This is a genomic window from Myxococcus sp. CA039A (assembly GCF_013336645.1).
GTDB lineage: Bacteria > Myxococcota > Myxococcia > Myxococcales > Myxococcaceae > Myxococcus > Myxococcus llanfairpwllgwyngyllgogerychwyrndrobwllllantysiliogogogochensis.
This window is the reverse complement of record NZ_JABUMQ010000073.1, coordinates 1-22,289: the sequence shown is the minus strand read 5'-3', so window position 1 is coordinate 22,289 and position 22,289 is coordinate 1. Positions and strand designations below refer to the sequence as shown.

The following is a 22,289-nucleotide window of genomic DNA, read 5'->3' as shown; positions in this document are numbered from 1 at the left end:
TCCTGGCGGATGAGCGGAACGAAACGCGGGTGGGGGGCCCGCGTCAGTAGCCGACGGAGTTGAAGAGGAACGGGTAGGTGATGATGACCACGCCGCCCTTGGGGGCGGGGAAGGTCCAGGACTTCAGATTGGTGAGGATGCAGGCCTCGACGGAGGCATTGCGCAACGTGGAGGACTTCGTCTTCGCCGCGGCCACGCGGCCGTTGGCGCCGATGGTCCACTCCAGCACCACCTTGCCGGCGAGGCCCGGATCCTTGAGCAGCGCGCGCTCATAGCAACCGTGCACTTCGTTCAGGTGGCTGTTGATGACGCGGGCCACGGCCTCGCGGTCCACGGTGCCCTGGGTGGAGGCGATGCTGCGAGCGGTGGCGCGCGTGACGGTGCCGCCGACCTTCCCCTTGCCCACCGAGCCCGCGCCCAGCGCGCCGATTCCGCCGCCGCCCTTGCCGCGCAGAAGCTCCGCGCCCAGCGTCGCGCCGCCGCCCTTGCCGCCGCCGCCCAGGCCGAACGTGCCCAGGCCCGCGTTGGCGATGGGCGCCTTTCCGATGAGGCCCGACAGCTTGTAGTTGGAGTTCTTCACGTTCTTGCTGCCCGGGCCGCTGCCCAGCTTGTCCACGGCGGCGAGCAGGTCATTGGTGGCGGGCCCGGCGGCGGACAGCTTCGCCAGCGCCTTGAGCGCCTTGTTCTCAGCGGGCGCGGCGGCCACGGCCTTGGGCTGCTCCTTGGGCGGAGGCGGTGCCTTCTCCACCGGCTTGGGCGGCGCCTTCTCCGCGACCTTCTCCTTCGGTGGGGCCTTCTTCTTGATGGCCTCCAGCTTCTGCTTCGCCTCTTCCTTCTTCTTCGGCTCGGGGGCGATGAGGCGCAGCGCGACGGGCGGCAGGCTCTTCTGGGTGAAGTCCGCCGTCTCCGGCGTGGGCGGCTTGAGCGCGATGAAGGCGCCCATCCCCGACGCGAAGAGCAGGAAGCACATCATCGCCAGCCACGGCAGGCCCTTGAGCGGGTTGACGAACACGCGCGTGGGGATGGGGGCGGCGTAGGCCACCAGCGACATCTGGCCCTGCGTCAGCCGGGCGCCCACGCCCTCGCGCAGCGTGATGAAGCGGCGGCTGCCGTCGGACTCCAGCGCCGCGCCGGTGACGGGGGTGAAGCGGCCGTCATTGCCGCTCTTCTCCACCTCGGTGCCAGGAGGCACGAAGAGGCGGAAGGCGCCGTTGGCCGACTCGGCCAGGGTGAAGGGCCCGGTGCTCTCCGGCAGCGTGAAGCCCCACAGCGGCATCGCGTCGGGGAGGTCCAGCGACGCCTTCACCGGCTGCTTCTTGTCCGGCTTGAAGCGGCGCGCGTCGCGGCGGATGGTGCCCCAGTAGAGCTCCAGGTAGAGCTGGGGCGTGCCCTTGCCCGGGTCCAGGCGCGGCGCATGCGTGGGCCTGGACGCGGTGACGCGCGGCTCCTGGAGCAGCGGCCCTTGCGGCGCGGGCAGCGGCTCCAACGCGACGTCCGCGAGCAGATCATCCGCGAACAGCATGCCCGTGTTCGCGGCCTGCGGAGGCTCCTGCGTCACGCGGCGGCGCACGGACGGCACGGTGCCGGCGGGCACGGGCTGGTGGGGGGCCTGCAGCGGCACGGGCTGCGGCGCGGCGGCCACGTGGGCCTGGGCGTTGATGGAGGCCTGCGGCGCGTGCGCGACGGGCGCCGGCAGGGGGACCATGGCGGGCGCGGCGGACTGCTGCGGATAGATGGCCTGCGTCGCCGCTTGCGCCGGATGGGCCTGCTGCTGTGGCACGGCGCGAATCGCGGGCACGGTGGTGGCCAGTGGCTGCGCGGGCGCGGTGGCGGGGCGGAGCTGGCGCACGGGCGCGGCCTGCTGCGCGGGGGGAGGCGGCGCGGGCTGCGGCGTGCCGAACAGCGCGGCGACCTCCGGCGGAGGCTGCGGCTTGGCCTCGTGGGGCTTCTGCGCCAGCACGCGCGTCTTGAGGACGAACGGTCCGCACAGCACCTCGTCCACGGAGCGAATCTCGCACGCGGTGACGCGGTGGCCGTTGACGAACAGGCCCGTGGCGGTGCCCGCGTCCTGGATGGCCGCGCGTCCGTTCTGGAAATAGAGCAGCGCGTGGCGCGGCTCCACGGCCGGGTCTTCCAGCCTCAGGTCCGCGGACGGGTCTGAACCGAGCGCATACGTGCCGGGGACGAAGACTTCCGTCCCAACGAGGAGTCCGTCGCGGAGGATGACGACTTGCAGGACGCTGGGCTGGCCGCTCAACGGTGACGCTCCCTTCAAGGGCTGGTGGGCGGTGCTGCCCTACTGGTCGTACACCGTGGCGAGCGTTTCGGCGCGGAAGCTGTCGCGCTCGCGGATCATCGACCGCGTCTTCAGCTCCTTGCGGTCATAGAGATAGACGGCGCCCGACTTGTTCGTCTGGCCCTGGATGAGCCGGTCGTCGAAGTCGATGCGGGACGGTCCGCGCTGCGGCGGCGCCGAGGAAGTGGCGGCCTCCGACTCGCCCGTCACCGGGTCCGTCACGGGCGCGCTCTTGGTTTCAATTTTCGGCGGGGCCTTGGCACTGGACTTCTTGCCAGCCTTCGACTTCGCCGATTTCGCGGAACGGCCGCGGCCTTGGGCCCAGGCGTCGCTCGGGATGAACAGCGTACCGATGCCGAGGAGCTGGGCGACGGCCATGCAGAGGAGGAAGCGTCGCATCATCAACAGGTTAAGCGATGCGTGTATGGACCTGTCAACGCACACTCCAGGGCTGTTCGTGAGACGTCGGTCAACAGGTGTGGGGGGCACTCCACCCCATGTGGGGCGCGTGCTCCACGACAGCACTTGCTCGTTGCCGGCCGAGCGGAAAGATGTCGTGCCGCTCCGTGTCTGAAGTCGCTGTCCAACCGGGCGGGCACGGGGAGAATCCTCGTGGCCTCGCGCGAGAGGAGGGAGGATGCTTTCTCGCGAAAGGTACCGGGACACGACGTGACGAGCGCGGCGCGCAAGTGGGCAATGCTGGCGGTGGGCGTGGCGCTGTGGAGCGCCGCCGGGTTTGTGGGCTACCGCCTGAGCACGCGGGGCGGACGCACATCCGCGCCTCCCGGGTCCTCCGCGCCCCCCTCCTCGGGAACGGCGCCGAGGCTCGATTCGGTGGGCCCCCGGCTCACCAGCAATGAGACCTCCCAGCCCCTGTCCATCCAGGGCGCGAGGCTGGTAGCGGGATTGCGTTTGTCACTCGGTCCACCACTGTCGCGCGAGCTGCCGTTGACGGTGGTCGACTCGGGCCATGCCTTCGCCCGGCTGCCCGCGGGGCTGGCGCTGCCGGAGGACCTGCCCCAGGTGGTGGTGGAGGTCCGGCTGGTGGCGGACGGGGGCGCGCCTGTCGAGGGGAGCGCCCCCCTCACGCTGGTGAATGACAGCGCCTTTCCCGACCTGCTGGGGATGGTGGCGTCGCCGGATGGGCGCACGCTGTTCGTCGTCTCGCCGCCCACGGACACGGTGTACTCCCTGGACGTGGGCTCGGGTCGCGTGGAGCGGCTGGCGGTGGGGGACGGGCCCTCCGCGCTGGCGACGTGGAAGGATGCGCGCGGCCGGTCCTTCCTCGGCGTGGTCCATCGCTACCAGCCGGAGCTGCGCGTGTTCGCGCTGGACTCCAAGAGCGAGCCTCGGGTGTTGCCCGCGCCCCTGGGCGCCTCCGGCCTGGAGGTGGATGGCGCGCGTGGCGTGGCCTTCATCGCGGAGCAGGTGAGGGACACGGTGCGGGCTGTCTCGCTCGAGGATGGACGCGAGCGCTGGGCCGCGCCGGTGGACCCCAATCCGCGCGCGCTCGCCCGATGGAAGGACCTGCTGGCGGTGGGCAGCCTCCAGACGGGGCAACTGGAACTCTTGCGTCAGGAGGACGGCGCGCGCGCGTTCACCGTGGTGCCCGGGCCTGGAGTGGCCATCGTCGGCGGCAACACGGAGCGCTTCCGCGCGCAGGTGATGGGGGGAAAGGCGCCTCGCGCGCTCGTCGCGAGCCAGAAGCTGGGCCGCCTCTTCATGGCGAGCCTGGGCCCCAATGTCGGGCCCAATCCCCAGCGCATGGAGGTGAGCAACAACAGCGGCGTGGCCGTCATCGACCCGGCGCGTGGCGACTACGTGAGACACCGGGGCTTCGGCGCGGGAGTGACGGAGGGCCTGGCGCTCGACGAGGCCACGGAGTTGCTCTACGCGGCGGACGTGGGCATCGGCTGGGTGCGGGTGATTGACGCCCGGGCGCTGGTTTCCAGCGACGACACGGTGGCTCGCGGCGCGGTGCTTCAGAAGGTTTCGCTGACGCCGCCCCAGGACATGCCGCGCATCCGTCCGGCCGGGGACTTCTCGACGAAGGGACGTGCGGGCGAGGAGCTGCACTCCGGGCCGCGCTCACTGGTGCTCTCTCCCGACGGCGCCACCCTCTATGTCCTCAATCGCTTCAGCCGCGAGGTGGCGGTGGTGGACGTGCGCGACGCGCGCAAGGGGCGGCAGGGGGTGGTGACGCGGCGGCTCCCGGTGGTGGTGACGCGCGCGCAGGCCAAGCGCCAGTTGGGACAGGTCCTCTATTACGCGGACCTGGGACGCACCGGCATCACCTGCGACGGCTGTCACATCGAGGGACACACCGGCGGGGTCTTCTACGAGAAGACGCGGCCCAATCGCATCTACCGCTCGCCCACCGTGCTGGGCAGCCGCGACACGCCGCCCTTCTTCACGCCCGCCAGCCAGCACAACCTGGCGGAGACGGCGAGCTTCGTGGGCGGACGCAACCGCTTCCACAACCCGGACCCGTCCCCCTCCGAAGTCGAGGCGCTCACCCTCTATACGTCGCTGATGGTGACGCCGCCCAACCCGTACCGGGGCGAGGATGGCGCGCCGCTGGAGTCGGTGACGCTCCCGGATGGACACGTGGGTCGTCCCGCGCGGGGGCGCGCGTTGTTCGAGGGGCGGGGCGGCTGTCTGGCGTGCCATCCCGCGCCGCTCTACACGTTGGACCAGGACGCCCGGACGCGAGGCCAGTACCTGGATGTGGGCACACCCGTGGCCCTGCCGCTGCGCATCGAGCAGCAGGACCTGGTGGTGGGCGCGGCGCCGCCGTCGCTGGTGGGCACGTGGGACATGTGGCCGCTGCTCACGAGCGCCACGGCGGGTTACGCGGTGAAGGATGGCCGGCTGGTGGTGGACACGCGCTTCCCCTTGAGGACGGTGCTGGAGACGGCCGGGCCCGCGCACGGTGATGCGCGCGCCTTCAGCCCCGAGGAGCGGGACGACGTGCTCGCCTTCCTGCTCACATTGTGAGCACGCGTCGGAACGCGGCGCGTCCGGCGTTCCGTGGCGGGGCGAAATTACGGCCCGCGGTGTGTGCAGGCGTCTGAAGAATTCGACGCGGACACCGCTGTCACTTGCGTTGCCGTGGGGGGCTGGGGTCTACAATCCATCCGATGCGCCCCCTTCCGCGCTCCGCGTGGCCGCTGCTACTCCCGATTCTGCTCCTGTCCTGCTCCGACGCGGGTCTCTATGCCATCGACGGGCGTGGGGCCAACCAAGGTGACCGCGCCAACTTCTCCGGCACCGTCTGTGTTCCGCTCGCGGGCGGCGACGCGTTTCCCACCAAGGTCGTCTTCGCGCTGCAGGGAGGCGAGGGCGTGGAGACCGAAATCGTGGGCTATGCCACGGACGGCCTGTCCACGCTCTCCAGCCGCTTCTCCGGCCCGTTCGTGAAGTTCGGCCTCGTCGCCTACCACTCGGTGGCCACCGGCATCCTGGGCGGCTTCTCCGACGCGGCGGACTTCCAGGCCGCGCTCCCGCGCTACGCCACCTATCAAGAGTCGGGGCCCATCAGCGTCCGCTCCTCGCTGCGGTTGGGGAAGACGCTGTTGTCCGGCGACATGCAGACGGCGTGTCGCGGCGAGGTGGCCCGCACGCGTTACATGGTGGTCATCGTGGTGCGCAGCCAGGACACCAGCTGCTCCAACCCGGCCTTCAACATCGGCCTGGACGCGGCCTGCAACGCGCTGACGGACAAGGTCGCCTGCAGCGAGTGCGAGCTCACCGCCGTCACCGGCGAAATCAAGGCGCTGGCCCAGCAGTACGGCGCGGGCGAGGTGGTGGTGCAGCCCATCTATGTCCGAGGCGCCGTGCCGGACCCGGCCACCCGCGCGCATGTCGCGGCCATCGCCCATGCTGGCGGCACCGAGCCCATCGAGACGGACGCCGCGGGGCTGCCCGGCACCCTCACCGGGCTGAAGTACGCCGCGCGCACGAACACCCTCAAGCTCAAGCGCTTCCTCGCCTTCAACCGCAACGTGGCGGTGCGCGCAGGCCAGGTGCTCGCCGACAGCGACGGTGACGGCCTGCCCGACGTGGACGAGGACGCGCTCGGCACGGACCCGCTGCAGCTCGACTCGGACCAGGACGGACTGATGGATGGCCTGGAGGTGCGCGTCGGGTTGGATCCGCTGATACCCGACGTCATCAACGGCTGCAGCATCTCCCTGGACGACGATGGCGACCGGCTCAACACCTGCGAGGAGCGCGTGCTGGGCACCAACCCCTGCATCGGCGACACCGACGGCGACACCCTTCCGGACCTGGTGGAGGCCCTGTCGCAGACCAACCCGCTCGTGCCGGAGGACCTGCTCGACTCGGACCGCGACGGGCTGACGAACATCGCGGAGATTGAAGCCCACGGAGACCCGCTCAGCGCCGACCTCGACTTCCACCGCGAGCGCGGCTACGGCTACGACCTGGTGGAGACGGACCCCACCGTCGATGGCCGCATCTGCTACGCGACGCGCGTGGAGAACATCTCCCTCGTCGCGACGCGAGAGCGGCCCCACCCGCTCATCCCCGGCGAGGTCATCCCCGCGGGCACCAACGAGGTGTACCTCTACCTCCAGGCCGGCCGGGACAATGACCCGCGCGGCGCGGGCATCGGCTCGCTGCTCATCCAGCCCATCCAGTACGACAAGGACGAGGGACGTACCCCCTCGGGCATCCTCCCCCTCGACCCAGAGGCCTTCATCCTCGGAACGTGATCCACCCGCGAATGAGGGGTCTACCCCTCGTTCGGACTGGGGAGTGCCCCCCACACTCTCCGGTCCACAGCCTGATGCGCCGCGCGCAAGTGCCTGAAACTGTTGGAATTTACTTCAGGCGAGGGTGCGGATCGTCTCTTGCTAATGGCCCGGGGCTGAAAGGAGTCACCATGACACTCGTTCGTCTCGCTCCCGCGCTGCTGCTCGGGGCCTTCCTCGTCGTGAACCCTGGCACTGCCCAGGCGCAGAACAACGACAACCCTGACAACCCGGAATGCCTCGGCGATAGCTGCGGCCGCCCACAGGAGGTGGGTGGAGGTTGTGGCTGTGGTTGCGGCTCTGTGTGGGTGAACTACACGGATGACGGCGACACGCTGTCGTACACGGATGACGCGGACGGCGACGGCCGCGCGGACGACCGGGACAACTGCCCGTTCGCCTCCAACCGTGACCAGACGGACGGCGACGGCGACGGCGTGGGCAATGTCTGTGACAACTGCTCCACGCTCTCCAACTTCCAGCAGCGCGACGCCGACGGCGATGGCCAGGGCGATGACTGCGACACGGACCGGGACAACGACGGCGTGGCGAACGAGCAGGACAACTGCTCGCTGATTCCGAACGTGGACCAGTCCGACCTGGATGCCGACCGCGCCGGCGACGTCTGTGACTCGGACGATGACAACGACAACGTGGCGGATGGCGCGGACAACTGCCCGCGTCGGTCCAACCCGGACCAGGTGATGCCGACGGATGGCAGCCAGTGCCGCGTGGACGCGGACGCCGACAACATCTCCGACAACGGCGACAACTGCCCCGGGCTCGCCAACCCCGACCAGTCCGACAAGGACAACGACGGCCTGGGCGATGCGTGCGACCCGGACGCCGATGACGACAGCATCCTCAACGAGGTCGACAACTGCCGTGACGTCGCCAACCGCGAGCAGGCGGACGACGACCGCGACGGCCTGGGCGACGCGTGCGACCGGCTCTACTGCCTCGTGGTGGACCCCACCCAGAAGGACAAGTGCCTGGACCCGAAGTCCCCCTTCACGGTCAGCGCCGGCGGCACCATGCGCCTGTCGAAGTCGGGTGAGACGCTGCGTCCGCCGCTGTTCGCCAACCGCAACGGCGCGGCCATGGAGTACCGCTGGACGGTGACCCGGCGCCCCGATGGCTCCAACTCCGTGGTGGAGAACCCCCAGGGCGCGGTGACGCTCAGCCGCAACTGGCAGTACTCCTACGTGGACGGCAGCGTTCCCAACTTCGTGCCGGACACCGAGGGCACGTACGAGCTGACCGTGGAGGCCCGCCTGGCCTTCGCCGACCGCGTCTTCCCGGACAGCCGCGTCGCCACGTCCACCCTGGTGCTGACGGTGGGCGAGGGTGACGAAGGCGGTCCGAACTGCAACTCCGTGCCCGCGGGCTTCAGCGCCACGGCGCTTGGCGCCGCGCTGCTGGGCGTCCTGATGCGCCGCCGCCGCCGCGAGCAGTAAATCTCATCGTCTGTTGCCAGGAGGTCGTTTCCCCATGCGCCGCCTTCTTCGTTTCCCGCTCTTCGCGGCGGGCCTCCTGGCCACGGGACTGCTGTCCTGTACCGACTCGATGCTCGAGCCTCGAACGGAACAGCAGTCCCATGTCGATGACAGGGTGATGCTCCAGGGGCGCGTCTGCACGCGCCCGCCCAACCCCGCCGGCTTCCCCGTGAAGGTGGTGGTCGTCATCGACGAGTCGGGAAGCATGTGCATCTCCGACCCGCCTGGCGCGCAGCTGGACAGCGGCTTCTGTCAGCAGGCCGAGGTGCAGGCCATCATCCCGCCCGGCGTCACCGAGCCCGCGCGCGTGCGCGCCCTCAAGCGCCTGGTCGCGCAGTTCCGGCAGGTGAACGCGGCGGGCGGCAACGTGCAGGTGTCCGTCGCCCCGTTCGAGACCAACGTCCGCAACGTCTGGCCCCCGGCGACGACGGGCGACCGCTTCGCCCGGCCGGACACCAACATCGACACCTATATCGACGGCCTGCAGAGCCAACTGGGCAAGGGCACCGACTACCAGGGCGCCCTGTCGTACGCCTACAGCCTCATCGCGAGCGACATCAACGCCGTCGCGTTGTCCAATCCGGAAGTCCTGCCGCGCACGCGCTACGTCGTCGTCTTCCTCACGGACGGCACGCCGTATCCGCGCTGCTCCGCCACCGACAACCTCAGCGTCTACGCCGGCCCGGACAGCCCGGACCTGACGTGGGCGGACTCCCTCATCGGCTTCTGCAACGCCACCAGCACGACGGACCAGATTGACGGCTTCGAGATTGGGACGGACCGCAACCAGAACTACCAGCTCTTCAGCTACGTGCGCCGGCTGATGGAGTTGAAGGACCAGTACAACGTGGGCGACGTGCGCATGCACACGGTGCTGCTGTTCAACCAGGAGGCCGTGCGCGCCTGCGGCACCATCTGCGAGCAGATCTACGGCGTCTACCCGGGCGTGGCGCCGGCCGAGTACCCGGCGGCGGCGAAGAAGATCGCCGCCTGGCTGCTGACGCGCTTCGCGGAGATGGGCAACGGCGTGTACCAGGAGTTCAACGACACCGCTGAAATCTCCAACCTGGGCCTGGGCGCGCTGGACTACTCGTCCTTCGCTTCGCGCAACGTGATGAAGACGTTGCTGGTGGAGCCGCTCAGCTCCGGCCCGGGGCTGGAGGCGCGCATCGTGGACAGCGACGGCGACGGCGTGCCGGACGACGTGGACAACTCCTTCACGCTGAAGACCAACCCGTTCAACGCCGACAGCGACCGGGACTGCCTGAACGACGGCTTCGAGCAGCGCCGCGAAGACCAGGGCTTCAAGGCGGCCAATGATTTGGACGCGCGCGGGTGTGACCCGGACTCTCCGCTGACGCCGCGCTGCACGTGCCGCGACACGGACGGAGATGGCCTGTCGCAGTTCGCGGAGTCGTACCTGCGCACGCGGGAGACCATCGTCGACAGCGACGGCGACGGCATTCCGGACAGCCTCGAGGCGCGCTGGGGGCTCGACCCGATGGAGCCCAGCGTCGCGGGCCTGGACACGGACGGTGACGGCCTGCCGGACGAGGTGGAGCTGCGCGCGGGCACGGACCCCACGCGTCGGGACAGGGCCTTCTTCGAGAAGAACGGCTTCCAGTATGAGACGCGCATCGCGGAGGTGCTGTCCAACGGGAGCGTCTGCTACGACTACACCGTCTCCAATCTGCAGATGGTGACGACGCCGGACCGGGTGGGCGCCAAGCAGGGCTTCAACCTCTTCAAGCTGTGGTTCGCGGAGGCCCCCGAGAGCGGCGTGGCCACCGACTACGGCGTCTGGCGCTCGGCCTGTGCCTGGTCCCAGTACGCGCCGCCGAGCGTGCGCGTGCCGGTGGGTCCGGAGCTGACGCTGACGAATGACAACTTCATGATTCCCACGGACCTGAGCAATCCCTGGGAGAACCAGGGGCGGTGTGTGGGCACGACGCCGGCGGGTCAGCAGGGAGGAGTCAACCCGTGAGTGTGGCTGGACGTATCCTGGCGGGCCTGATTGTCGCGCTCGTGCTGGTGGTGGCCTGTTCCGATTCGTATCTGTATGACCCGCGCCGGGACGTGGATGTCCCCGTGGACCGGGCCATCTCGATGCAGGGCCGCTTCTGCACCGTCGGCTCCAACGAGGTGGTGCGCCCCATCAAGCTCATCATCGCCATGGACGCCTCGCAGTCCATGCGCGTCAGCGACCCGGATGGCACGCGCGCCACCGCGCTGGTGGAGCTGATTGAAAACCTGCCCAGGGACCCGGAGGTCTACCTGGCGGTGGTGGTCTTCGCCGGCAGCACCACGGCGTTCCTCACCCAGGCGCCGGGCAACCCCCCGCAGGACGGCTTCATGCAGGTGTCCAGCATGGACGACGCCCGGATGCGCCAGCTCACCGAGCAACTGCTCACCTTCCGCAACCCGGACAACTCACCGAACCGGGACTCGACGGACTTCGTCAAGCCGCTGTCGGACATCTACTCGCTCATCAACACGGACATCGCGCGCAGCCGGCTGGAGCCGGGTGGGGCGCAGGCGCTGGCGCAGGCGCGCTACTCGCTCGTGTTCCTGTCGGACGGAAAGCCCACCCTGGACCAGGACGACGAGCTGCTCCAGGGTGACGCGGTGGTGCGCATCCGTCAGCTCCGGGACCTGGTGGAGGACGTGCGCGTCAACACCGTGCACGTCTTCACTCCCACGCAACCGGTGTCGTCGGTGTGTGACTTGTCGGGCGACGGCGGCTGCCCGCTGCTCATCATCAACCAGAACGCGGACCGGCTGGATAAGATGGCCGAGCTGGGCGGCGGCAACTTCCGCGACTTCCGCAACAACGAGCCCATCAACTTCCTGGACTTCTCCTTCGGGCAGGTGCGGCGCACCTTCATCGTGAAGGAAGTGATTGCGACCAACTTCTCCGCGCCGCCGGGCAGTCCGTTGGACGCGGCGGACACGGACGGAGACGGTCTGTCGGACGCGCGCGAGGCGGAGGTGGGCTCGAACCCCAACCTCATGGACACCGACGGTGACGGCTTCAGCGACGGCGTGGAGGTGTACTTCCGCGACCGCGGCGTGGACTTCGACCCCATCCAGGTGGCGGACCCGGACGGTGGCGGCCTGGACAAGGGCTGTCCTCCGCTCTTGCGCGCCTCGGACACCGACTGTGACGGGCTGCTCGACTGCGACGAGCAGTTCATCGGCACCAACGCGACGCTGGCCGACAGCGACCGCGACGGCGTGCCGGATGGCATCGAATGGCGCGGCGGCACCCAGGGCGCGAGCAATGATTTGGACGAGGACCCGGACAACGACGGGCTCACGAGCCGCGCGGAGCTGCGCCTGCACACCCGCCCACTGGAGGTGGACACCGCCCACCTGGCGGCGGAGGGCTACCGCTACTCGTTCGAGGCGGACGGCCCGCCGGATGAGCTGGGCCGTCAGTGCTACACGCTGAGCGTGGGCAACGTGCTCCTGGCGCCCACCGTGGCCGCCGCGGATGACGCGGGCGTCGTCACGCGCGGCGCGGGCTTCAACAACGTGGCGTTGTCCGTGGCGATGGTGCCCGCGGACGACCCGACCGCGCGCACCCAGGTGCGCACCTTCCGCGTGGACTCCGTGCGCTACCCGGTGGGCGGCATCAAGTCCCCCGCCGACGGCATCATCCGCGTAGCCCCCGAGGACTTCGTCGACGGCTGCCCCGGCCGCGCCGACGTCTCGCTTCCGACGCCGTGAGAATCGACGCTCCCATGAAGACCCAAGTCCGACTGTTGTCGCTCGCGCTGCTCGCTCTCACCGCCTGCTCCTCCGGGGGCGGTGACAAGGAGGACGCGGGCACTCCCCAGGTGCAGGACCTCTGCAACAGCCGGGAAGAGGCGCTGACGCTGGCCGAGTGCGAGCTCAAGCCCGGTGAACCGCTGGAGCGCCTGCTCGTCAAGGAAGGGGCGACGCGCGAAGGCGACCAGGACTGGTACCGCATCGTCCTGCCCGCCAACACCAGCGCGCGCACGCTGCTCAACCTCAACGGGCTCTACGTGGCCTCCAGCACCGCGGTGCAGCTGTCCATCAGCGTGCTGGAGACGCTGCCCGACGGGTCGGAAAGCTCGCTGGCGAAGAAGGACGACAAGCATGGCCAGGGCGCGCCGAAGCCGGTGGACATGGTGGTGCCGCTGCGGGACGACCTGAAGGGCAAGACGGTGCTGGTGCTGGTGCAGGACGCGCCGGACGTCGTCTCCCAGCCCAAGTTCGATGCGCGCAACCCCTACCGGCTGACGCTGCAGATCACCGAGAACCCGGACACGCACGAGCCCAACGACGCCCTCGCCGCCGCCACGCCGCTGTCGTTGGCGTCGCAGGGCGCGGGCGTGCAGGTGGGGACGGTGTCGGGCTTCCTGGCCACGGACAACGACGTGGACCGCTACACCTTCGACCTGCCCGTGGGGAAGGTGGCGTACGTGAGCGTGACGGCGCCGGACCTGGGCTTCGTGCCCAACTGGCGGCTGTCGTACCAGCTCCTGCGCCCCGGCTTCCTCACCAAGGAGGAGAAGGAGGATGAGGGCGAGGTTCGTCCGCAGGTGCGCCCGGGCGTGCTGGCGACGGCGCGCAAGGTGAAGGCGGAGCACGCGGGCAAGTGGATGCTGGTGGTGCGCGGCTACCGCGGCATCAGCGACCGGGACACGTCACAGGGTGATGTGCGCCAGGGGTACGACGTGGAAATCCGCGTCCTGGACGAGGCGGACCCCCAGGACCAGACGCAGCTCGGCAACGACAAGGTTGGCGACGCGCTGCTGTGGGACCTGGCCTCACCGTCACCCGCGTCGTCGAAGGCCTTCACCGGACGCATCGGCTACATCGGCGACCAGGACTGGTACGGGGTGCGCCTGCCGGCCTCCACCGTGCCCACGCGGCTGCGCTACCGCGTGGTGCCGCTGGCGACCGGGGGCCGCTTCCCCGCGCTGCCGGACACGCCGGACCGCCAGGTGCTCGTGTTCACCCTGGTGTCGAAGGGAGTGAACGTGGATGAGTGGCGGACCGCATGCACCAATGACGCGACGGCGTGCCCCAAGGGCTACGGAGAGAATCCGGACATCGTCGCGCTGGTGCGGGGGTACTGCCAGCGCACGGACCTGCCGGCGCCCATGTGTCTGCACTCGCTGCGCGAGGAGACGTCGAACAACCCGCGCTTCACCAACCTGAGCAACTTCGAGGGCGTCATCCCGGTGCCCCCGCGCGCGGCCTCGGAGCTGTACTACTTCAACGTCCAGGACGACGGCACCAACTGGGCGGATGACAAGGACTACCGGCTGGACGTGACGTGGGAGGCGGAAGACGCGGACGAGGTCAGCCGCTACGGCGGGACGTCGACGGAGTCGGCGGTGTCCAAGCCCCTGGCCTCCACCACGGCCTTCCCCGCGCCGCCGGACACGGCGGAGTACACTGTCACCGGCCGGCTGTCGCATGGCTATGGACGGCTGCGCAACGGCGATGACCGCATCAACGGCCGGGGCGTGCGCGGCCCCATGGACTACGACGCGGTGCCGTCCGACGTGGACTCCTTCATGTTCCAGCTCCCCGCCGTGCCGCCGCCGGAAGACCGCGCGTGGCTGGTGCAGTGGGAGGTGGCGAAGCAGCAGGACGGTGGCTCGGTGCACGGCCTCGCGCTGGACTTGACCTTCTGTGACGGCGACGCCGTCGCGGGCGCCGACGGAGGCACGGTGCCGGACAGTGGCATGGGCGATGGCTGCGTGGCGGTGAGGGCGGGCAGCCGCAACCAGGCGCTGACGCTGGGCTACCGCTCGGACGCGCTGCGGGCGTGGCACACGCCGGCGAATGCTCCGCTGAGCAGCTTCCAGCCGCTGTTCAACCTGGAGGAGCGCCCCGACTCCACCGTCGTCACCCTGGCCCCGTACGCGTGTGGCTGTCTGGAGCCGCGCTTCATTCGTGGCGGGAAGATGCGCGTGGATGTGTCGGCGGCCGAGCGCACGTCCTACGAGCAGGTGGAGTACACGCTGCGCACCGGCTACGGCGACTATCCCCAGTCGTACACGCGGGATGGCGGCGTGACGACGCAGTGCCCGGGGCTGGAAGACGCGGGTACGCCAGACGGTGGCGCTCCCGGGCCGCGCGGGGGCTGTGCCTTCACCCGTCAGCCGTGAGTGGGAGCCGGGCCGGGTGACTCGCTCCCAGCGGAGTCACCTGGTTCGATGCGGTGTCTCGCGATGTGTCTGACCCGGCTTCAACGAGGCGGGGCGGCTGGCGAGGCAGGGTGGATGGAACAAGGGGCGACGAAGCCGTCGCTCATGCGGGGAGACCTGGCTTTCGCGAGGCCATCACCCGGTGTCCGGCGGAATGTGTGTGATTGTCGCGAGGCCTGGCGCACGGTGTGGGCCAGCGACTTCGCGAGGTGTGCCACGGCGGGCGGGCGAGCGAATGACACCCACCTGGGTGGGGTGGCGGGTGGTGCCCGTCACCCTTCACCCTCGGGGAGGCTCAGGGAGGCGCGATACCCTGTCCGTTGAGGGCGATGACCTTCTCTGGAAGGTTCGCCGCATTGGACTTGATGGTGATGGTGCCCTGGTACACTTGGGCCTCGCGCGGCTTGAACGTCACCTCGATGAAGACGTGCTTCAGCGAGGGCAGCTGCAGAGGCGTGCCGGCCGTGTAGTCATTGGAGACCTTCATCGTGAACACGGACGGAGCGTTGAGGGTGATGTCGGTGATTTCCAGCGTATCCTCCCCCATGTTCGTCACCATGACCGAGTTGAAGCCACTGGTTCCGACGAAGGTGCCCGCGTTGAACTCGCGGTCGAATGCCATCTCGTCGCGGTCCGAGACAAGCTGCGGGGTCTTGGGAAGTTCTTCGGCGCTCTCACCGCAGGCCGCGAGTGAGAAGAAGAGAATAGGGAGCCACGGGGTGTGCAGTCGCATGGACGTTCACTCCTCGCTAGAGGGTCGATGATGATGAATGTTGTAACAGTGTTCTGTCGTAAGGCCCAGAGCGCCGGTGCATTCCTGCTCATGTTGTTGGTGGTGGGTTGTGGCGACACGCGCGACGACTTCATCGGTCCGCGTGTGAAGGATGCGTGTGATGAGACCTGGCCCGTGTGTGGCAGCGTCGCGGGCTGCATTCTCGGAGCGGAAGGCTATGCGGAGGGTCGCTTCCCTGGTCGCAGCAAGTTCATCGTCCAGGTGCCGGAGGCGTCTCACGTCAAGGTGAGCTTCTACCTGGACGAGGTCACCGCCGCGGGAGAGGAGACGGTGGTCATCTTCCACGAGGAGGGGTGCCGGGCCCGCACGCGTCTGGCGGCGGATGGGCGCGCGGTGCTCGACTCGATGGAGAAGTTCAGCGTCTTCACGAAGGAGGCGGACGTCACCGGAGTGGGCGACCACCTCATCGAGTTCGAGTCCGACATGCAGGCGCGCTACGCCGTGAAGGTCGACGTGACGCCCCTGCGCAATCGCTAACCGCCGGAGGCGACGCCTTGCTTCAACGTTCGAACAAGGTGGTTCGCCACCCGGAAGCTGTTGGCGGCGATGGTCAGCGTGGAGGGCACGCTGCCGCCCGTGGGCATGAAGCTGCCGTCCACGACATAGAGATTGGGCACCTCGTGCGCGCGGCAATTCCTGTCCAGCACGGACGTGGCCGCGTCGTCACCGAAGCGGCAGGTGCCGTGCTGGAGGATGGTCGTCTCTCCGGCGGTGGTGGTGCGCTTGAGTTCGTCCGGCTCCAGGCGCAGCAGGACTTCTTCACCGCGCTCGACGAGGAAGCGCGTGGCGACCAGGTCCGTGGGGTGTCGCTCCACGGTGATGGCGGCCACGGGGATGCCGTGCTTGTCCTTCACCGCGCTCTCCACGCCCACGTAGCTGCCGGGCGTGGGGAGGAACTCTCCGTAGACCTCGAACAGGAGGATGCGCGAGTCCCGGTAGGCCCGCATCCTGTCCTTCAGCTCCTTGCCGAAGACGGCCGAGGAACCGCTGCCGGCGAGCCCCGTGGCGGCATGGATGGGATTGGGATGCGCCCACATGAAGCCCATGGTGCCGCCCTTGCGGAAGCCGAAACGCTCATCCGGCATCAGGTAGAAGTCCTGGATGCTGCGGTTGACGAAGGGGCCCGGGTCCTTGAGCCACGGGCGCTTCTCGGCCTGCTTCGACAGTCGGAACGTCGCCTGGGACTCGCCGAACGAGCTGAAGATGAGGTTCTTTCCCACCAGCCCGCTGCCGTTGGCGAGTCCGCTCGCGAAGCGGCTGGACGTGGAGTTGAGCAACAGCCGCGCGCTCTCCACCGCCGTGCACGACACGACGATGACCTTGGCGGGCTGCTCCTGGGTGACGCCGTCCGCGTCCAGGTAGATGACGCTGCGCGCGCGCCCCTTCTTGTCCACCTCCACGGTGCGCGCCATGCAGCCTGGCCGCACCTGCACATTGCCGGTAGCCACGGCGGCGGGGATGAGGCTTGCGTTCGTGCCGCTCTTGGCGCCCATCTCACAGCCGTAGCTGCCACACAGCGCGCAGTACGCGCACGGCGCCCGGCCCTTGTAGGGACGGCTGATGATGCCGCGCGCGGTGGGCAGCGAGTGCCAGCCCATCCCCTTGCACACCTTGTCGATTTCCCCCGCCACCGGGTGCACGTCCAGGGGCGGCAGCGGGTACGGCGCGCTGCGCGGCTCGGCGAAGGGGTGGGCCACGGCCTGTCCGGACACGCCCAGCTCCTGTTCGGCCTTGTCGTAGAAGGGCGCCAGGTCCTCGTAGGAGATGGGCCAGTCGGCAATCGTGGTGCCTGCCACCGCGCCCAGCGTGCTGCGCAGCCGGAAGTCCACCGGCTTGAGGCGGTAGAAGAAGCCGCTCATGTGCACCGTGCCGCCGCCCACGCAGTTGGCCGTCCACGCCGCGGAGCTGCGCTCGTACTTGCCCTTGGCGCCCTTGCGCAGAAGGTGCGGCTCCTCCCAGGGCAGCGGCATGAAGAAGTTGCGGCGGCTGTTGAGGATTTCGTCGTGGACGAAGTCCTGGGGCCGGTAGTGGGGGCCCTTCTCCAGCACCACGACCTTGAAGCCCGCGCGGCCCAGCTCCAGCGCCATGGGCGCGCCGCCCGCGCCGCTGCCGATGATGCAGATGTCGACTTCGGGCAGGCTCACTTGTGAACCCCGCACTCGCGCAGGCACTTCGGTCCGTCGTAGCCCTCGGGCGGCGCCATGGCGATGGTGCCCACGGCATCGAATCCCATCAGCCTCCAGCCCACCTTGCCCTTGTTTCCGCCGTAGGACGGGTCACCCAGGAAGCCCTCCAACGTCAGCACGGTGAGCAGCTCCAGGAAGTGCGCCTCGCCGCTCTGGGGCGGACTGTCCTTGAAGAGCGTGAGCAGCTCGTCCTGCTGCGCGGGGGTGATGGCGGAGAAGCCCTTCTGGAACATGCGTTGCGAGCGGCGCTCCAGCGCGGCGAGCCCCTCCAGGAAGTCGTCGCGCATGGGCTTCATCTCGGGTGTCTGGAGGATGCGGTCGATGTAGACAGGCACGTCGGCGTCGAGCGCGCCGGGATCCTCGTCGCGCGGAAGGATGCGCTCGGTGGCGGCGGTGACGACGGCCAGCTCGAACGAGGAGAAGGTGCGATGGTGTTGCCCGTCGGGCGCGGTGCCCAGGGGGCCGGGGTCCGTGGCGGGCTTGGGGGCTTCCTCGGAGGAGCGCTTGCAGGCCAGCGGCCCGAGCAGCACGACGCCGCCGCCCAGGAAGGTCAGCCGCCGGATGAAGGAGCGCCGCGACAGGCGCTGACGAGGGGAACGCGCACGGGGCATAGGTGCGCGAGCGTAACCCAGCGCGAGGCGCTTCGCCGCGTCGGGATGCATGGCTCGCCTGCTTCCTCGGGCGTGGTGGTGACGTAGGATGAAACGACGATGTGCAGGGCCGACAACGCAAGGAGACAGAAGATGAGACGGCATGTCTGGGCACTGGGATTGGCGCTGGCATTGGGATGCGGGAAGGATTCCAATCCGGACAATCCGGACGCGGGGCGCCCGGATGGCGGGCCGGGACCTTCGGATTCACCCTTCACCCGCTTGGAGGTGGACTCGGACCCGAGCGAGTTCAACCCCATCTCCAACATCGCCATGGCCGTCGGTCCCGAGGACCGCATCGGCATGGCGTACTTCGTGAACAACGGGACGATGGCGGGCAGCGTGGTGAACTACGACCTGCGCTACCGCGAGTTCAACGCGGGAGTGCTCGGGCCGGCGGAGAAGATTGTCACCGTGCAGCGCGTGTACGGGGTGTCGATCGCCTTCGGTCCGGATGGACAGCCGGCGGTGGCCTACCTGGGTGGCGGCAGCGACGACTCCACGTTCTGGCTCCAGAGTGATGTGGCGGTGTCCTATCGCTCGTCGGCGGGCGCGTGGACGCAGCGGGTCGTCGGCACGCGCTCCAACGCGGCGGCCATCGGCAACCCGCTGAGCGACGTGGGCTTCCTCATCGGGCTCAACCCGTCCATGGTCTTCTCCGGCGGTCAGGCACTCGTCGCGTATCGCGACGGACACAACGGCAACTTCGGTCGTCAGGACTGGGAGTCGGCGGACCTGGAGCTGGCGAGCGGCGGGCCCGCGAGCTGGACGTTCCGCATGCTGGCCTCGTCGGGCGACACCAAGGCGGGCTACGGCGGCCACATCGGTCTCATCATGGCGGGCGCGCAGCCCGCGGTGGTGCATGACCTGGTGAAGGAAGCCGCGCAGGCGACGGGCGGGGGCATCGTCTTCCAGCGGCGCAACGCGGATGGCGCGGCCTGGACGGCGCCGGTGCTGGTGGCCACGCCGGAGAGCGTGGGCAACACGCAGCTGGGGCCGTCCATCGCGTACGACTCGGTGGCGGGCTTCGGCATCGCCGTGCAGAACCGCGGCTCCTCGCGAGGCGACGTGTTGCAGTACTACGACTGCCCGAGCCCCAGCGCGACGAGCTGCGCGACGACGGGCGAGTGGTCGACGCCGGACCCGGTGTTCGGCCGGGGGACGGGCGGCTGGTATCCGTCGCTCGCGTTCGACGCGGCGAACCACGAGCCGCACATCGCCCACTACGTCTGCTCGTCGGAGACGGGCCGCAACGACACGAGCTGCAACCCGAACGAGGACCAGCTCATCATCAGCGCGCGCATCGCGGGCAACTGGCGTGAGACGTTGGTTGACGCCAACGGCGGCTGGTCCCCGAAGCTGGCGTTCCTCTCCACGGGCAAGCGCGTGGTGCTCTACCGCACGCCGGTGGCGGCGCTCACGAAGAAGGGCGTCCTGAACCTCGCGGTGGAGCAATGAGAAGTGCGGTCCGCGCCCTGGCGGCGCTGACACTGGCGGGAATTGCGTCCGGCGCCGGCATGGTGGCGTGCAGCCGTCCGGACAACTCGCTGTCCGGAAGTGTGTCGGAGCTCTTCCCGCTGGAGGTGTCGCGCGTGGAGATTCTCCGCAACGCGGAGGCGCTCCAGGTGAGCTACTTCCGCAACAACGACCTGGACGTGGACCTGGTGGTGCGGCTCACCGTGTCCACGGAAGGGTTGGACCTGCGGCCGGGCGCGAAAATCAACCTGGCGGGCAACACGCCCTCGGGGTTGGCGCGTGCCACGGTGGTGCACCTCAACGCGGGCGAGCCGTCGCGCGTCTTCGCGCCGGTGGAGAAGGGGGACTTGCAGTTGGAGTCTGGAGGCAACCCGGGCGAGCAGACGCGCGGGGACTTCTCCATGTCCTTCAAGAAGGGCGACGGCTACGGCGCCGGTCGCAGCCTGGAGGGGACCTTCTCCTCGGAGGCGCTGGATGCGGGCTTCGGTCCGGAAGAGGGTGAGCCGCTCGACGGGAGTGTCATCATCCCGTAGCGAAGGCTCGCCGTGAGCCAGCGGTGACGCCCGGACGCTCGGGCGTCACCGCGCTCCTTGGGGCTACGGCGTGGCGCAGGTGTTGAGCGCGAGCCCATTCGCCACGGTGGACCGGGCCACGGTGTGCCGGGCGAGCGCCAGCACTCCACCGTCTTCGTACACGCGCCGAGCGAGCGCCACGGCCTCCGCGCCGTGGACCGTCAGCGTGGCACCCGAGGCGTCCGTCACCGCCACCGCGCCGTCCGCCGCGCCTTCCGCGCGAACGAGCAGCGCGCCCGTGTCGTCGCGCACGGCCATGCCGTTCTCCAGCGGCTCGAAGTAGCGGATGACGGGCTCCTGACCCGCGCGCTCCAGTGCCAGCTTCATGACGCCGCTCTCCGCGTCGCGCGACATGCGCAGCACGTCCGTGGGGCTCAGGCGGACGACGCGCGTGCCGTCGTCGGTGCCGTCCGCGCTCGACACGGGGTTGTTGCCGCTCCAGAACTCGATGCTGTTGATGATGAGCGCGTCGATGAGCGTGCCAATCCCATAGACGGGGACGATGACGAGCACGAGGAACATCAACCACTGCACGAACTTCTCACCGGAGATGTTCTTGTTGAACTGCCAGATTTTCTGCGTGAGCTTGAAACTGCCGAAGCACCCGGTCGCATGCATGGAGATGAAACCGGCGCAGAGCACAGCGAGCCACGGAGACGGACGCTTCATCATGGGCCCTCCTTGGGAGGATGGAAGGACTGCGGAGGCGGACCCACCATGCCACGGTGGATTTCCCCGGCGACACTTCGTTCGCATCCCAGTCCAATGCTCACCACTCGAAAATCCCCCGGGTGCGAGGATGCGCGGGTGACTCCCGTCCACTTCTTCATGAGGGCCTGTGTGCTGTGTCTGCTGTCCCAAGGCGCGCTCGCCGCGACACCGCCCGACGCGGGTCCGCCTGTCGAAGCTCCGCGCGCCGTGCGCGATGCCGCCGGCGCACCTCCAACCGCGCTGGCCTGTCTGGCGAAATGGTATCCGGTGCTGACGCCGGTGCGCCTCGACGCGGGCTGGGGCTTCACGCTGCCGGATGGACGCGCCCATCCGTTCGACGACGGCCAGCAGAAGTCCTTCCCGCGAAAGCTGGAGGCCCCGGACCTGGAGGACACGCTCTCCATCGCCTATGTCGCGGGCCCCATCGCTCCGGTGACTCGCGAGGACGAGGACCCCGGGCGCATCCGCTTCGAGCCGCTGTTCGAGGCCATGTACGGCGATGCGAAGGAGAAGGTGGACGTGGTGCCGCTCGTGTTCCTTGGTCAGCGGCTCAAGGTGCACCGCAAGGTGGCGCCCGCGTTCCAGCGCGTCGCCGCGCGGCTGGAGGCGCTGGTGGCGAAGGACGCCTCGCTGAAACCCTTCCTCCAGGGCGTGGGCGGGACGTTCGTCTGGCGCAACATCGCCCACACGACGCGCCGGAGCGCGCACTCCTACGGCGTCTCCATCGACCTGAACACCGCGCGCTCGCACTACTGGGAATGGCAGCGGCCCCGGCTGCCGGTGCGCTGGCGCAACGCCGTGCCCCAGGCGCTGGTGGACGCCTTCGAGGCGGAGGGCTTCATCTGGGGCGGTCGCTGGTACCACTACGACACGATGCACTTCGAGTACCGGCCGGAGTTGCTCGACGCCGCGTGCGCTCCGGCGCGGTGACGCTCAGTCTCCCTCGCTCTGCACGAGGCCGTACTTGTGCAGCAGGGAGTAGAGGTGCTTGCGGTCCAGCTCGGCATCGCGAGCGGCGCGGGCGATGTTGCCCTTGGCGCGGCCGAGCAGGCGCGTGAGGTACTCGCGCTCGAAGGCGCGGATGAGCTCGTCCTTGCAGACCTTGAAGGGCCCGGTGAACTCGGCGGGGAGGAAGTCGCCCGCGGG

16 protein-coding genes and 1 pseudogene are annotated in these 22,289 nt (G+C 69.3%); 10 read left to right on the top strand and 7 right to left on the bottom strand.

The annotated features are described in order from the left end of the window. Positions 1-43: 43 nt before the first annotated feature. The gene (locus tag HR086_RS14605) at positions 44-2,257 is read right to left on the bottom strand and encodes an AgmX/PglI C-terminal domain-containing protein (RefSeq protein WP_174465927.1); all 2,214 of its coding nucleotides are present in this window, start codon (positions 2,255-2,257) and stop codon (positions 44-46) included. Between the two features lie 39 nt (positions 2,258-2,296). Beyond that, positions 2,297-2,674: a hypothetical protein gene (locus tag HR086_RS14600; protein WP_246137093.1), complete on the bottom strand. Its 378-nt coding sequence runs from the start codon at positions 2,672-2,674 to the stop codon at positions 2,297-2,299. Positions 2,675-2,992: 318 nt separating this feature from the next. On the opposite strand from HR086_RS14600, the gene HR086_RS14595 reads away from it, so the two are divergent. The 6 genes from HR086_RS14595 to HR086_RS14570 all read left to right on the top strand — a co-directional run bounded on the left by HR086_RS14595 (position 2,993) and on the right by HR086_RS14570 (position 14,716). After that, a complete protein-coding gene (locus HR086_RS14595) occupies positions 2,993-5,293 on the top strand; it encodes an MtsA protein (protein ID WP_174465931.1) in 2,301 nt (766 codons plus the stop codon). 143 nt (positions 5,294-5,436) lie between these two features. Continuing rightward, complete coding sequence (locus HR086_RS14590) at positions 5,437-7,032, top strand: thrombospondin type 3 repeat-containing protein (RefSeq protein WP_141641915.1); 1,596 nt, start codon at positions 5,437-5,439, stop codon at positions 7,030-7,032. A gap of 170 nt (positions 7,033-7,202) precedes the next feature. Next, positions 7,203-8,528 carry a thrombospondin type 3 repeat-containing protein gene (locus HR086_RS14585; RefSeq protein WP_174454736.1) on the top strand — a complete coding sequence of 442 codons (1,326 nt, stop codon included), beginning with the start codon at positions 7,203-7,205 and terminating at the stop codon, positions 8,526-8,528. A gap of 34 nt (positions 8,529-8,562) precedes the next feature. Further along, positions 8,563-10,551: a vWA domain-containing protein gene (locus HR086_RS14580; RefSeq protein WP_174454737.1), complete on the top strand. Its 1,989-nt coding sequence runs from the start codon at positions 8,563-8,565 to the stop codon at positions 10,549-10,551. Further along, positions 10,548-12,296: a VWA domain-containing protein gene (locus HR086_RS14575; RefSeq protein WP_174454738.1), complete on the top strand. Its 1,749-nt coding sequence runs from the start codon at positions 10,548-10,550 to the stop codon at positions 12,294-12,296. Before HR086_RS14580 ends, HR086_RS14575 begins: the two co-directional genes overlap by 4 nt. Positions 12,297-12,310: 14 nt before the next feature. Beyond that, entirely contained in the window at positions 12,311-14,716 is a 2,406-nt protein-coding gene (locus HR086_RS14570) for a hypothetical protein (protein WP_174454739.1), read from the top strand. A 334-nt stretch (positions 14,717-15,050) separates the two neighbouring features. Here HR086_RS14570 and HR086_RS14565 read toward each other — a convergent pair whose 3' ends face one another. Further along, a complete protein-coding gene (locus HR086_RS14565) occupies positions 15,051-15,488 on the bottom strand; it encodes a hypothetical protein (protein WP_141641910.1) in 438 nt (145 codons plus the stop codon). A gap of 48 nt (positions 15,489-15,536) precedes the next feature. On the opposite strand from HR086_RS14565, the gene HR086_RS14560 reads away from it, so the two are divergent. Beyond that, entirely contained in the window at positions 15,537-16,025 is a 489-nt protein-coding gene (locus tag HR086_RS14560) for a hypothetical protein (RefSeq protein ID WP_246137092.1), read from the top strand. Here HR086_RS14560 and HR086_RS14555 read toward each other — a convergent pair. Together HR086_RS14555 and HR086_RS14550 are read right to left on the bottom strand one after the other, a co-directional pair. Beyond that, positions 16,022-17,692 carry a GMC family oxidoreductase gene (locus tag HR086_RS14555; RefSeq protein WP_174465926.1) on the bottom strand — a complete coding sequence of 557 codons (1,671 nt, stop codon included), beginning with the start codon at positions 17,690-17,692 and terminating at the stop codon, positions 16,022-16,024. The genes HR086_RS14560 and HR086_RS14555 overlap by 4 nt on opposite strands. Continuing rightward, a complete protein-coding gene (locus HR086_RS14550) occupies positions 17,689-18,345 on the bottom strand; it encodes a gluconate 2-dehydrogenase subunit 3 family protein (protein ID WP_174462999.1) in 657 nt (218 codons plus the stop codon). The genes HR086_RS14555 and HR086_RS14550 overlap by 4 nt, the downstream gene beginning before the upstream one ends. A gap of 132 nt (positions 18,346-18,477) precedes the next feature. Here HR086_RS14550 and HR086_RS14545 point away from each other — a divergent pair, with 132 nt between their 5' ends. Next, positions 18,478-19,842: a hypothetical protein gene (locus HR086_RS14545; RefSeq protein ID WP_174454742.1), complete on the top strand. Its 1,365-nt coding sequence runs from the start codon at positions 18,478-18,480 to the stop codon at positions 19,840-19,842. Continuing rightward, positions 19,839-20,393: a hypothetical protein gene (locus tag HR086_RS14540; protein ID WP_141641906.1), complete on the top strand. Its 555-nt coding sequence runs from the start codon at positions 19,839-19,841 to the stop codon at positions 20,391-20,393. The genes HR086_RS14545 and HR086_RS14540 overlap by 4 nt, the downstream gene beginning before the upstream one ends. Positions 20,394-20,456: 63 nt before the next feature. On the opposite strand, the gene HR086_RS14535 is transcribed toward HR086_RS14540, so the two are convergent. Beyond that, complete coding sequence (locus tag HR086_RS14535; protein WP_174454869.1) at positions 20,457-21,101, bottom strand: DUF3332 domain-containing protein; 645 nt, start codon at positions 21,099-21,101, stop codon at positions 20,457-20,459. A gap of 138 nt (positions 21,102-21,239) precedes the next feature. Between HR086_RS14535 and HR086_RS14530 the strand changes: the two genes are divergently transcribed. After that, a complete protein-coding gene (locus tag HR086_RS14530; RefSeq protein WP_373564300.1) occupies positions 21,240-22,073 on the top strand; it encodes a M15 family metallopeptidase in 834 nt (277 codons plus the stop codon). Between the two features lie 3 nt (positions 22,074-22,076). Here the strand turns inward: HR086_RS14530 and HR086_RS14525 are convergent. Further along, a pseudogene (locus tag HR086_RS14525) lies at positions 22,077-22,289 on the bottom strand (Fis family transcriptional regulator); the annotation flags it as partial.